Below are 12,786 nucleotides of genomic sequence, written 5' to 3'. Positions count from 1 at the left end.
ACTCCTCTTTCATGAATCTCCTCAATTCAATAAAACCGGCACCCTTTGGAGCAGGTTCTTCGTGATTTCGACCATAATTCGCCGGGCAGGCATGGGCAGCCGTTCCGAGCTGGCCGCCGCCGCACTGCTCTGGCTGGGCTATCCGTGCGTGATGATCGCCGCACTGCTCCCGGACTTCTGGTTCTTCGCCTCGGCCGCCGCCGTGACCTATGTCGCGGACTGGTACCTGCACCACCGGGACAGCCGACTCATCGGGCTCCTCAACAACGTGCGGGCCGGCCTGCCGGTCCGGTTCCTGATGCGCCAGCTGCTGCTGATCGTGCTGCTGGCCCGGATGGGCCTGGCGGAGGAGCGGTTCTTCTACGCGGCGGTCGCCGGACTGCTGCTCTTCTACGGTCTCCAGGCCCCGCACAGCGCGCTGACCGGCCTGATCGCCAAGCGCCGCACCATGCCGGTCGTCACCCGTAACCTCGATCTGCACGCGGTGCGCATCCCGGACGCCCCGCCGGCCGCGCTCCTCCACAGGGCCGACGAGAAGATGCTCCATCTGGACCTGCCGCTGCTGGCCGGTGCGCTGGTCGCGGCGCAGACCGGGCGGAACCTCGCGGGTTACACCGGGGTCGTCGTCAGCCTCGCCCTGGCCGCGCTCTACACGCTCGTCCTCGTCCCGTACCTGCGCCGCCGGGTGCCGCCCGCGCCCAAGGTGCTGAAGGCCGTCGCGAACTGGCTGCACGAGTACCAGCCGACCGTGGCGCTGTACTTCTCCGGAACCGAGGAGTCCGCGTACCAGGCCAACATGTGGCTGGACACCCTGGCCGAGCTGGACGGCCGCCCGGTGATCATCATGCGCGAGCCCTACCTGGTGGAGAAGCTCGGCGACACCGCGGTGCCGGTGATCTGTGTGCCCGGCAGCCAGCATCTGATGGCCCTGGACCTGTCCACGGTCCGGGTGGCGCTGTACCCGGCCAACATCGGCAAGAACATGCACATGCTGCGCGTACCGACCATGAAGCATGTCTTCATCGGGCACGGCGACAGCGACAAGCTCGCCAGCGTCAACCCGTTCAGCAAGGCGTACGACGAGGTGTGGACCGCCGGCCGGGCCGGCCGGGACCGCTACGCCTTCGCTGACGTCGGCGTGCGCGACGAGGACATCGTCGAGGTGGGCCGCCCGCAGCTGGCCCCGATCGAGACCGGCACCCCGGAGAACCCCGTTCCCACCGTCCTGTACGCCCCCACCTGGGAGGGCTGGGACGACAACCCGGGCAACACCTCGCTGCTGCTGGCCGGCGAGAACATCATCGAGCGCCTGCTGACCGCCGAGAAGCCGGTCCGCGTCATCTACAAGCCGCACCCCTTCACCGGCATCCGCGACAGCAAGGCGAAGGCCGTCTCCGACCGGATCACCGCCCGGATGAAGAAGGCCGACGCCGAGCGTGCCGCCGACCCCCGCTTCGCCGGTGAGGCCGCCGCGGCGAAGGCCGGCCAGGCCGCCGCCCGCGCCGAGATGGCCCGTATCGAGGCACGCCTGGCCGCACTTGCCGAATCCGGCCGGTCCGGCGGCGACGAGGCCGAGCAGTCCCGGGTGTCGCTGGCCGACCCGGTGCGTCTGGAGGAGATCAAGCAGCTTCGCGCCGAATGGAACGCCGCCTACTGGCGCTCCTTCGGCTGGTGGGAGCACAAGGTCGTCACCGGCTCCGAGCCGCGACTGTACGACTGCTTCAACCAGTCGGACGCCATGATCTCCGACATCTCCAGCGTCGTCTCGGACTTCATCGCCAGCGGCAAGCCCTACGCCGTGACGGACTCAGCGGGCCTGGGCGCCGAGGAGTTCAAGCGGCAGAACACGGCCGTGCGGGCCGCGGTGATCCTGTCCAACAGCGCGGCGGAACTCGACGAGTTGCTCGCCGCGGTCGACGACCCCGGCGCGGACACCCTGGTGGCCGCGCGCCGCGATCTGAAGCGCTATCTGCTGGGCCCCGACGAGCCGACCTCCATCCAGCAGTTCAACGCCGCCGTGCGGGCGCTCGCGGTCCGTGCCGAGGGACGCAACGCCCGGCTGGAGCAGCGGCTCGCGGATCCGGCGCAGAGCGAGCGGACCGCCCTGGACTCGAAGGCCGTGGCCGGCTGAGTGAGCGGATGGCCACGGTGCGGAACGCGGAGGCGCCGTGACCGGCGTCTCGCGTACATTGCGCTGGAGAGCACCGCAGAGCAGTGAAGTGTGAGGACGGACGTGGCAGGGGAAAGGCAGGGCATCAGCGAGGCCCGCAGGATCGTGGTCAAGGTCGGCTCTTCGTCCCTCACCACCGCGGAGGGCGGCCTGGACGCGGACCGGGTGGACGCGCTCGTGGACGCGCTGGCCAAGGCACGCAGCGGAGGCGAGAAGGAGATCGTCCTGGTCTCGTCCGGCGCCATCGCCGCAGGTCTCGCCCCGCTCGGACTGCGCCGCCGCCCCAAGGACCTGGCCCGGCAGCAGGCCGCCGCCAGTGTCGGCCAGGGTCTGCTGGTCGCCCGCTACACCGCCTCCTTCGCCCGCTACGGCGTACGCGTCGGGCAGGTGCTGCTCACCACGGACGACACCAGCCGTCGCGCCCACTACCGCAACGCCTGCCGCACCCTCGACCAGCTGCTCGACATGGGCGCGGTCCCCGTCGTCAACGAGAACGACACGGTTGCCACGGACGAGATCCGCTTCGGTGACAACGACCGCCTTGCCGCACTCGTCGCCCACCTGGTGCGCGCCGATGTACTGGTGCTGCTCTCCGACGTCGACGGGCTCTACGACGGAGACCCCAGTAGGCCCGGCTCCACCCGCATCGACGAGGTGCGCGGCCCGGCCGACCTGGAGGGCGTGTCCATCGGCAGCGCGGGCAAGGCAGGTGTGGGCACCGGCGGCATGGTCACCAAGGTCGAGGCGGCCCGGATCGCCGCGGCCGCCGGGGTTCCGGTCGTGCTGACCTCCGCCAGCCAGGCCGCCGACGCCGTTGCGGGCCGTACCACCGGCACGTACTTCCACCCCACCGGGCGCCGCTCCGCCGACCGGCTGCTGTGGCTGCAGCACGCCTCCACACCGCAGGGCGCCCTCATGCTCGACGACGGCGCGGTCCGGGCCGTCGTCCAGCGGCGCACCTCGCTGCTGCCGGCGGGCATCGCGGGGGTCGAGGGGGAGTTCAGCGCGGGCGACCCGGTGGAGCTGCGGGACACCCGGGGCCGGGCCGTCGCGCGCGGCCTGGTCAACTTCGACGCCAGGGAGATCCCGCAGCTGATCGGCCGCTCCACCCGCGAGCTGGCCCGGGAACTGGGACCGGGGTACGAGCGGGAGGTCGTACACGCGGACGATCTGGTCGTCCTGCACCCCTGAACGGCTGAAAGACCGGCTCCGCTCGCAGACCTTTCCCAAAACGCCACCGCGCCCCGCCTCGGGCTGGTCAACTTTGTTGCGGGGGTACAGCATCGTTACGCATCACAGGAGGCCGCCGGTGAGACGAGCGCGCCCCGGGGCGACGTCCCGAGGGACTTCGGAGCGGACCCTGACCAGTGTCGGGAAGGGGGCCCTCTGCGAGAAGGAGGCTCCGGAGGACATTCCCAGACTGTGGCATGTCACTCTCACTCTGTCGGGTGCCGAGGCCCCGCTGAAGGAGATCAGACGCAGTCTCGAGCAGCTCGCCCATGACCATCCCTTTCTGCTGACCAGCCGCTATGCCAACGACCACGCGGAGATCCGCTACTGGGAGGAGGCCAGGGATCTGCACGACGCGGCGGCGGTGGCGCTGCGGCTGTGGGGTGAACACCGGTCGACCGCGAAGTTGCCGCCGTGGGAGATCGTCGGCCTGGAGGTCATCGACCGCGAGACCTACCACCAGCGCCTCGCCGAGGGGTACGGACCGCCGCCCGCGGTCCCGGTCGGGGTGCACCCCTTCTAGCGCCCCTCCGGCAACGTTTGCCCCGTCGCGAGCCGGCAGACCTTTCCGGTCGCACTGGCCGAGGCCCCTTGTCATCGTCCGTCTCGGGGAGCGGAAACATTCGTGGTGGCCCGCAGGGGAAGGTTTACCCTGCGGGCATGACCCTGCTCTCTCCGTACGACAACATGTCCCCGGTCGTCCAGGCCGCCTACCGGGCGCGTGCCGCGGCAGCGCAGATCGCGCCACTGCCGCGCTTGGCGAAGGACGACGCGCTGCTGGCGATCGCGGACGCGCTGGAGGTGCGGGCGAGCGAGATCGTCACGGCGAACGGCCGGGACATCGCCAAGGCCCGCGAGGCCGGCACCAGCGAGGCGATCATCGACCGGCTCACCCTCACCCCGGAGCGGGTTCGGGCCATCGCCTCCGATGTGCGCAGTGTGGCCGCGCTGCCCGACCCGGTGGGCGAGGTGGTGCGCGGTTCGACGCTGCCCAATGGCATCGACCTGCGCCAGGTCCGGGTTCCGCTCGGTGTCGTCGGCATCATCTACGAGGCCCGGCCGAACGTCACCGTGGACGCCGCCGCGCTCTGCCTGAAGTCCGGCAACGCCGTGCTGCTGCGCGGCTCGTCCTCCGCGTACGAGTCCAACACCGCGCTGGTGACGGTGCTGCGCGACGCCGTCGGCGGCGCCGGGCTGCCCGCGGACGCCATCCAGCTCGTGCCCGGCGAGAGCCGTGACTCGGTGCGCGAACTGATGCGCGCCCGAGGTCTGGTCGACGTGCTGATCCCGCGCGGCGGCGCCTCGCTGATCAAGGCGGTCGTCGAGGAGTCGACCGTCCCGGTGATCGAGACCGGCACCGGGAACTGCCACGTCTACGTGGACGCCGAGGCCGACCTCGACATGGCTGTCGACATCCTGATCAACTCCAAGGCGCAGCGGCCCAGCGTCTGCAACGCCGCCGAGACGCTCCTGGTCCACCAGGACATCGCGGACGCCTTCCTGCCCCGCGCCCTGGACGCCCTCGCCGAGGCCGGGGTGACCGTGCACGGCGACGAACGGGTGCTCGCCCATGCCGAGGGTTCCAAGGCCTCGGTCGTGGCGGCCACGCCCGAGGACTGGGAGACCGAGTACCTCTCCTACGACATCGCGGCCGCCGTCGTTCCGTCGCTCGACAAAGCCGTGGAACACATCCGGCTGTGGTCCTCCGGCCACACCGAGGCGATCGTCACCACCTCGCAGGCCGCGGCCCGCCGCTTCACCCAGCTGGTGGATTCCACGACCGTCGCGGTGAACGCGTCCACCCGTTTCACGGACGGTGGCCAGTTCGGTTTCGGCGCCGAGATCGGAATCTCCACGCAGAAGCTGCATGCGCGCGGACCGATGGGTCTGCCCGAGCTGACCTCGACGAAGTACATCGTGACGGGAGACGGTCACACTCGGTGAGCGGTGTGCTCGCGCACACTCCTCGTCCTCTTTTTCCACTGTCTGCCCAAAACCACCGCCCGGGGCTACGCTGAACCCGTGCCGGACGACGTGGGGGGCAGGCCGTTCCCGGACGGCTGGGAGCCCGACGACGACCGCGGAGGCGCGGAAGAGGACTTCGCCTCCGTGGTGTTCGACGAGGACTTCGTACGGGCCGCGGGGATACACGAACCGACGGCGGTGGAGCGGCTGCTGGCAGCTGCCCAGGCGCGTGCCGAGGCCGAGGCGGCCAAGGCCCGCGCAGGCGCCGGAGCGGGCGAGGACGAGCCCTACGAGGACGGGTACGAGGCATACGGCCCCGACGGCGGCGAATACGGCCCGGGCCGTATTCGCCGCGACGACGCGTACGACCCCGCAGGGCTCGGCGCAGCGGGCGCGGACCCGTACGGACGGCACGGTGGTGTGCTCCGCCCCTACCGCGGCCAGGCCCGCTGGCACCGGCCGGTGGCCTGGCTGCTGGCCCTGCTGATGGGCGTCGGCATGGTCGCGCTCGCGTTCACCGCGGTCTACCGGGGTGCCTCCGGCAATCGCCAGGACCAGGTGCCGCCGCCGGCCTCCTCGGGCTTCGACACCGGTCCGGACAGCGGGACGGCCGTGCCGCCGCGGAGCGGCGAGGGCTCCGCGACGGGCGTCCCGGCCGCCCCCTCGGCGTCCGCCGAGTACTCCGCACCGCCGGTTTCCGCGGTTCCCCGCACCCCGTGAACCGGCTGTGAACGGGTCCGTGCGAACTCGTCAGAACTTGTCGTGTACCAGCACGTTTACCTTTCCTTCCGCCGACCTACCCTGAAGGTATGGCAGGGCGTGGAGAGCCACCCGAGGGGACACCCGAGGGCCTCCCCGGCGGTGGTGAAGACGAGTACAGGTCTGTGGTCTTCGACGAGTCCTTCGTTCGTGCTGCGCCCTTTCAGGAGTTCTCCGCGCAGGAGCGGATGCGTGAGCACGCGCGTGCCGTGCGCAGCCGTCCCGCATGGTCGGTCAGACGTTCCTCCAAGCAGGCCCTGATCCTGGTCCTGCTGCTCGTGCTGGCCTTCGGAACCGCCATCTACATGGGTGTACGCCACCCGTACCAGTCAGCGTCCGCCTTGCGTACCGAGCCGCTGCGGACCACGGTGGTACCCCTCGCGCCGCGGGATCGCGTGCCCGGCGACAAGCCGTCGGAGCTCTTCGCACACAGCCCGGCCGCACACTTCCGGACCGGTGCCGCGGGCATCACGATGCCCCCCACCGGGCGGACGGTCCACTTCTCGGACAGCCAGGTGGGGACCGCCCTGGACATCGCCAAGGACTATCTGGTGAAGTCCTCCCTCGCCCCCGACGTGCTGGCCGGCACTTCGGTGCATTCCGTACGGGTGCTGATCGACCCGGACCAGCAGGCGCAGTTCGACCGGAGCGTCAGGACGCCGTCCGACGACGGACGCCACTCCATCAGCGGCTGGCTGGTGCGCCTGGCCCCGGCGGCGGTGCTCGCCGACCCGGATGTGCGGGTGAGCGGCACGTTCCGGTTCAGCGAGATCGACAGCGGCACCATCGACGTGGTCTCCGACCACACCTTCTCGTACACGCTGCGGCCGGCCGGCCCCGCGGCGAAGGCGGACGGGGCCTCGCTCTTCACTGTCCGGCGTGAGCTGCACTTCCGGTTCGACCGGGACGATCTGCGCACGCACCGGGCCGAGCTGCTGGTCAGCTACGTCCAGGCAGGACCGCTCGCCTGTTCCTCCGACACGTCGGTCGGGTTCCAGCCGCTGTTGGCGGGCGAGAAGGCGTCCGGAAAGGGCCCGGCGGGCACCGACCCGTACGCCGTGGGAAGCCCCACGGCGGCGCTCTGCGGCACCCTCGACCCGAGCGCCCAGCCCTCCCGGTGACGGCCGCCGGACACCCCGTGGCCAGTGCTGTGACCGGAAAGGTTCACCGGCTCGCGCCGCCCGGCACGGCACCTCGCTGCGTTGTCGCATCGCGCGAGTACGGCCTAGTACGAGCTGCGATGCTCCGCCTTGCGATGCACCGCACCGGGCGCCGCGAGCTTCCCGGCAAACCTTTCCGGCCACAGCACTAGCTAATGCCGCGACCGGCAACGTTTGCCCGCCAGGGAGCGGCGTCCGGTGCGTGCGATCCCAAGGCGGCCGAAGACCCTCGTAGCAGCGCTACTCGGGTTTCCGGCGAACGCAGCAAGCGTGCGTGCCTGGGGGCACCCTGGGGGTGCCCCCAGAGGTAGCTGGGGGAGGTAGCTGGGGGAGCGTCGCGACGGGGCAAACGTTGCCGGGAGGGGAACTAGTCCTTGTCCTCGGAGCCCTTGCCGGAGCCGGACGAGCCCCCGGTGAACCGGTCGCGCAGCTTGCCGCCGAGGTCACCGGCCCCGCCGGCTATGTCGCTCACCAGCTTCAGCAGCGGATCCTTGCTGCTGCGCACCGAGTCGGCGTAATGACTGGCCGACTCCCGGAAGGAGTCCGTGACCGAGGCCTCCTTGTCGTCCTCTCGGCGCGGGTAGTGGCCGTCCATGATCCGCTGGTGGTCGCGGCTCTGCGCCCACTTCTTCAGCTCGGCGGCCCGCACAGTGGTGAACGGGTGGGAGCGGGGCAGCACATTGAGGATCTTGAGCACGGAGTCGCGCAGGTCGCCGGCCGCCTCGTACTCCTCCGCCTGCTCCAGGAACGCGTCCACGTTCATCTCGTGCAGATGGTTGCCACCGGCGATCTTCATCAGGCCGCGCATGGAAGCCTGGAGGTCCTGGCCGACCAGCAGTCCCGCCCGGTCGGCGGAGAGCTCCGACTTGCGGAACCACTCACGCAGCGCAGTGACGATCGCCATGATCGCGACATTGCCCAGTGGTATCCAGGCGACCTTGAGAGCGAGATTGGTGAGGAAGAGCAGGACCGTGCGGTAGACGGAGTGGCCAGAGAGGGCGTGACCCACCTCGTGGCCGACGACCGCCCGCATCTCCTCCTCGTCGAGCAGCTCCACCAGGCCCGTGGTGACCACGATGATCGGCTCGTCGAGGCCGATGCACATGGCGTTCGGCTTGGGGTCCTGTGTGACGTACATCGGCGGGACCTTCTCCAGGTCCAGGATGTAGCACGCGTCCCGCAGCATGGCGTTGAGATGGGCGAACTGCGCATCGCTCACCCGCACCGAGTCGGAGAGGAAGAGCAGCCGCAGACTGCGCTCGGGCAGCAGTCCGCTGAGGGCCTTGAAGACGGTGTCGAATCCGCTGAGCCTGCGCAGCGCCACCAGCGCGGACCGGTCCGCCGGATGTTCGTACGCCCGGGACGAGATCCCGGGGAATCGCTTGCGCTGCCTGCTCGGCACGCTCTCGCCGTTGTCGCTGGTGCTGCCGGTCATGGGTGTCCCCCTGTTCCGTACGAGTCCCGCTCGTCCCCCTGGCAGATCCAAGACTAGGTGGTGGAGCCGCCTTGCAGCCGGAGGCCTGTGGATATCTCGGTCTCGGCCCGTTGCAACATCCACAACGCCTGAGTCGGCGTGAGCGTGCCCGGGGCGCCCGCATACGATGTGACGAAGTCTCCGCTCCGACTCCCGATAGGTCCTGCAGAAGATGATCCTCCACAGCGCTGCACAGTCCCTTGTCACTCTCGCCGAAGGCGGCGAGCACGGTGGTAACCACGAAAGCCTCAGCCCGTACCTCACCGGTGGTGGGGCGCTCGTCGTGCTGCTGCTCATGCTGTGGGTCACCACCCGGTTCAACCGCGACCGCTGAGACAGGGCAGTTTCGCCGGGCCAGTAGGCTCTGCACGCATGGGAGAGCAGGACATGCCTACCGGTCCGGTAAAGCGCCGCATCGGCGTCATGGGCGGGACGTTCGACCCGATCCATCACGGACACCTCGTGGCCGCCAGTGAGGTGGCCGCGCAGTTCCACCTCGACGAGGTGATCTTCGTACCGACCGGGCAGCCCTGGCAGAAGACCCACCGGCATGTGTCCCCGGCCGAGGACCGCTATCTGATGACGGTCATCGCGACGGCGTCCAACCCGCAGTTCTCGGTGAGCCGTATCGACATCGACCGCGGCGGGCCGACGTACACCATCGACACACTGAGGGATCTGCGGGCGCTCAACAGCGACGCGGACCTCTTCTTCATCACCGGTGCCGACGCGCTCTCCCAGATCCTGACCTGGCGCGACGCGACGGAGCTGTTCTCGCTCGCCCATTTCATCGGCGTCACCAGGCCAGGGCACATACTGACGGACGACGGGCTGCCGGCAGGCGGTGTCTCCCTGGTGGAGGTGCCTGCGCTGGCCATCTCCTCGACGGACTGCCGGGCAAGGGTCGCGCAGGGCGAGCCGGTCTGGTACCTGGTGCCGGACGGTGTGGTCCGCTACATCGACAAGCGCCAGCTGTACCGCGGCGAGTGAGCCACGGAGAGGGGCCCCGGTGAACGACCAGCAGCACCCGTACGACCCGTATTACCAGCCGCAGCCGCAGGTCATCGGCTACGACGAGTACGGGCAGCCGGTGTACCAGCAGCCACAGCAGGCGCCACAGCAGTACGGCTACGACCCGTACGGCCCACAGCAGCCCGTCCACGACCCGTACGCGCAGTCTCCGCACCCCCAGCAGCCGCAGCAGCCCCCGCAGTACGGCTACGGCTACGGCTACGGGTACGACGCCGCCCAGCAGCCCGCCGCCGTGGACACGACCCAGCAGTGGATCCCCCAGCAGGCCGAGGCCCCCGCCCGGGGCCCGCAGCCGTTCGTCCCGCAGCAGCCCGCCCCGCCGACGGCCGAGCCTCAGCCCCAGCCTCACGAGCGCGCCGTACCGACGCAGCGGAGCGCCGAGCCCGACCTCCGTACCGAGCAGTTCTCCTTCGTCGAGGACCCGGACGAGGACTCCGAAGACGTCATCGACTGGCTGAAGTTCACCGAGAGCCGCACCGAGCGGCGCGAGGAGGCCAGACGCCGTGGCCGCAACCGGATCATCGCGCTGGCCGTGGCGCTGGCCCTGGTCGTGGTGGGCGGAGTGGGCTATCTGTGGTTCACCGGGAGCCTGCCCGGCACGTCGGACACCGATCGGCAGCAGACCACCGGGGCCGGACCGCAGAAGCGGGACGTGATCGTGGTGCATCTGCACGACACCAAGAAGGGCGGCACCTCCACGGCGCTGCTCGTCGACAACGTGACCACCAAGCAGGGCACCACCGTCCTGCTGCCCAACTCCCTTTCCGTTTCCAACGACGACGGCACCGTCACCACGCTCGGCAAGTCCGTCGACGACGACGGCTCGGCCGGCACGCGTGAGGCGCTGGACACCCTGCTCGGCGCGAAGATCACCGGAACCTGGCGGCTGGACACCCCGTACCTGGAGAACCTCGTCGAGTTGGTCGGCAACATCGACATCGACACCGACACGGATGTGCCCGGAGCGAAGAAGGGTGACCCTCCGCTGGTCAAGAAGGGCGAGAAGCAGACGCTCGGCGGCCGGGCGGCCGTGGCATACGCCACCTACCGCGCCCCCGCGGAGGCCGAGGACCGTCAGCTGCAGCGGTTCGGCCAGGTCATGTACGGCGTACTGCGCAAGATCTCGAGTGATCCGAAGGCCGCGACGATCACGATCCAGACGCTCGCCCAGATTCTCGACCCCTCACTGCCCGAGTCCGACCTGGGGGCCTCCCTCGCCAAGCTCGCCGAGCACGCCAAGGTGGGCGACCACAAGACGACGCTGCTCCCGGTGCAGGACGACGGCACGCTCGGCGACAAGGCCACCGAGAGTGTGGTCAAGGACATACTGGGCGGAACGGTCCACGCACCCGAGCAGGGTGCCGCCGTACGCGTAGGCGTCAAGAACGCCAGCGGGAACCAGGACGCGGCGGAGAGCGCGCGCATCACGCTGGTGGGCGGCGGTTACAGCTTCGTCGACTCGGGCAAGGCGGACACCGAGCAGTCCTCGGAGGTGATCTACGGTGACGCCGCGCAGAAGGCGAAGGCCGTCGAGGTCGCCAAGACCCTCGGTCTGCCGGAGAGCGCGGTGCGGCAGGGCAAGCCCGCGGCGAACGCCGACATCTCGGTCGTCCTCGGCCAGGACTACGAGGTGAAGTAGGGCGGTCACACCAAGGCCTTGGTCCTGTCCGGTCGATCGGGCCGGATCAGGGCGCGCCCGCCGCGGAGCGGCTGATGTCCACGCATGCGGTGGGGGTACCTCTCGGGGCACCCTGGGGGCACCCCCAGCGGTAGCTGTGGGAGGTAGCTGTGGGAGGTAGCTGGGGGAGCGTCGCGAGTCCGGCGTGATCGGCTGGACAGGACCTGGGGGCGTCGGCGGTCCGTGAGACCCTTGAAGGGATCCTGACCGCCGACGAAAGCCTTCATCAGTGACCGCCACGGACCGTTCCATCGAGCTCATCACCACCGCCGCACAGGCGGCAGCGGACAAGCTCGCGCACGACATCATCGCCTACGACGTCAGCGACGTGCTGTCGATCACCGATGCCTTTCTGCTCGCCTCCGCACCCAGCGACCGCCAGGTCAAGTCGATCGTCGACGAGATCGAGGAGCGGCTGCTGAAGGACCTCGGTGCCAAGCCGGTGCGCCGCGAGGGCGACCGCGAGGCCCGCTGGGTGCTGCTCGACTACATCGACATCGTGGTGCACGTCCAGCACAGCGAGGAGCGCGTCTTCTACGCCCTGGAGCGGCTGTGGAAGGACTGCCCCGAGCTGCCGCTCCCCGAGGACGCGCAGAAGACCCGCGGCAAGGCGGAGGAGCACGCCCGGCTCGCCGAGGCCGCGGACGGTGAGCTGAACTGAACGGCGGCAGGAGCGGCCGGGGGCGCCGCATAGTCCTGTGGAGGCACGGCCAGACCTCGTGGAATCTGGAGCGCCGCTTCCAGGGATCCACCGACATCGAGCTGACCGCGGCCGGCCTCGCCCAGGCCCGGCGCTCGGCGAGGCTGCTGGCCGCGCTGAAGCCGCACGCGATCGTTTCCTCGGACCTCAAGCGCGCGTCGGCGACGGCACGCGAGCTGTCGTCCGTCACCGGCCTCGACGTGGCCCATGACTCGGCGCTGCGCGAGACCTACGCGGGAGCCTGGCAGGGGCTGACCCACGACGAGATCACCGAGCGGTACGGCGAGGAGTACTCCGCGTGGAAGCGCGGCGAGCCGGTGCGCCGCGGTGGCGGTGAACTGGAGACCGAGGTTGCCGACCGCGCGGCCCCCGTCGTGCTGCACCACGCCGACAAGCTGGCCGACGACGGCGCGCTCGTCGTCGTCAGCCACGGCGGCACGATCCGCACCACGATCGGTCGGCTGCTGGGCCTGGAACCGCACCACTGGGAGGGCCTGGGCGGCCTGTCCAACTGCTGCTGGTCCGTGCTCGGCGAGGGCGCGCGCGGCTGGCGGCTGCTGGAGCACAACGCCGGCACGCTCCCGGAGCCGGTGCTCGGCGACGACGACTGAGCGGATT

At 70.1% G+C, this 12,786-nt stretch carries 12 protein-coding genes; 11 read left to right on the top strand and 1 reads right to left on the bottom strand.

Features of this window, described 5'->3' with window-relative positions; translation table 11 throughout:
* The first annotated feature begins 91 nt into the window (after positions 1–91).
* The 6 genes from ABD858_RS11105 (at position 92) to ABD858_RS11080 (ending at position 7,245) form a co-directional block, all read left to right on the top strand.
* Entirely contained in the window at positions 92–2,131 is a 2,040-nt protein-coding gene (locus ABD858_RS11105) for a hypothetical protein (protein WP_425586316.1), read from the top strand.
* Positions 2,132–2,233: 102 nt separating this feature from the next.
* Positions 2,234–3,361, top strand: a complete 1,128-nt coding sequence (gene proB, locus ABD858_RS11100) for a glutamate 5-kinase (protein WP_345036157.1) — start codon at positions 2,234–2,236, stop codon at positions 3,359–3,361.
* A gap of 118 nt (positions 3,362–3,479) precedes the next feature.
* Positions 3,480–3,923: a hypothetical protein gene (locus tag ABD858_RS11095; protein WP_345036156.1), complete on the top strand. Its 444-nt coding sequence runs from the start codon at positions 3,480–3,482 to the stop codon at positions 3,921–3,923.
* Positions 3,924–4,060: 137 nt separating this feature from the next.
* Positions 4,061–5,344 carry a glutamate-5-semialdehyde dehydrogenase gene (locus ABD858_RS11090; protein WP_345036154.1) on the top strand — a complete coding sequence of 428 codons (1,284 nt, stop codon included), beginning with the start codon at positions 4,061–4,063 and terminating at the stop codon, positions 5,342–5,344.
* Between the two features lie 78 nt (positions 5,345–5,422).
* Positions 5,423–6,085, top strand: coding sequence for an SCO2584 family spore wall biosynthesis protein (locus ABD858_RS11085; protein ID WP_345036153.1), 663 nt, complete (start codon positions 5,423–5,425; stop codon positions 6,083–6,085).
* Between the two features lie 89 nt (positions 6,086–6,174).
* Positions 6,175–7,245: an SCO2583 family membrane protein gene (locus tag ABD858_RS11080; RefSeq protein ID WP_345036152.1), complete on the top strand. Its 1,071-nt coding sequence runs from the start codon at positions 6,175–6,177 to the stop codon at positions 7,243–7,245.
* Positions 7,246–7,651: 406 nt separating this feature from the next.
* On the opposite strand, the gene ABD858_RS11075 is transcribed toward ABD858_RS11080, so the two are convergent.
* Entirely contained in the window at positions 7,652–8,719 is a 1,068-nt protein-coding gene (locus ABD858_RS11075; protein WP_345036151.1) for a M48 family metallopeptidase, read from the bottom strand.
* Between the two features lie 211 nt (positions 8,720–8,930).
* Here ABD858_RS11075 and ABD858_RS11070 point away from each other — a divergent pair, with 211 nt between their 5' ends.
* The 5 genes from ABD858_RS11070 (at position 8,931) to ABD858_RS11050 (ending at position 12,779) form a co-directional block, all read left to right on the top strand.
* Entirely contained in the window at positions 8,931–9,092 is a 162-nt protein-coding gene (locus tag ABD858_RS11070) for a hypothetical protein (protein ID WP_345036149.1), read from the top strand.
* A 38-nt stretch (positions 9,093–9,130) separates the two neighbouring features.
* Positions 9,131–9,748: a nicotinate-nucleotide adenylyltransferase gene (gene nadD, locus ABD858_RS11065; protein ID WP_345036148.1), complete on the top strand. Its 618-nt coding sequence runs from the start codon at positions 9,131–9,133 to the stop codon at positions 9,746–9,748.
* A gap of 19 nt (positions 9,749–9,767) precedes the next feature.
* A complete protein-coding gene (locus ABD858_RS11060; protein ID WP_345036147.1) occupies positions 9,768–11,429 on the top strand; it encodes a LytR C-terminal domain-containing protein in 1,662 nt (553 codons plus the stop codon).
* Between the two features lie 268 nt (positions 11,430–11,697).
* Positions 11,698–12,129: a ribosome silencing factor gene (gene rsfS, locus ABD858_RS11055; protein ID WP_345036146.1), complete on the top strand. Its 432-nt coding sequence runs from the start codon at positions 11,698–11,700 to the stop codon at positions 12,127–12,129.
* Positions 12,126–12,779, top strand: coding sequence for a histidine phosphatase family protein (locus ABD858_RS11050; protein WP_345044430.1), 654 nt, complete (start codon positions 12,126–12,128; stop codon positions 12,777–12,779). Before rsfS ends, ABD858_RS11050 begins: the two co-directional genes overlap by 4 nt.
* The last annotated feature ends 7 nt before the right edge of the window (positions 12,780–12,786 follow it).

The sequence above is a fragment of the Streptomyces sannanensis genome (assembly GCF_039536205.1).
GTDB classification, from domain to species: Bacteria; Actinomycetota; Actinomycetes; order Streptomycetales; family Streptomycetaceae; genus Streptomyces; species Streptomyces sannanensis.
This window is presented reverse-complemented; position numbering and strand designations above follow the sequence as displayed.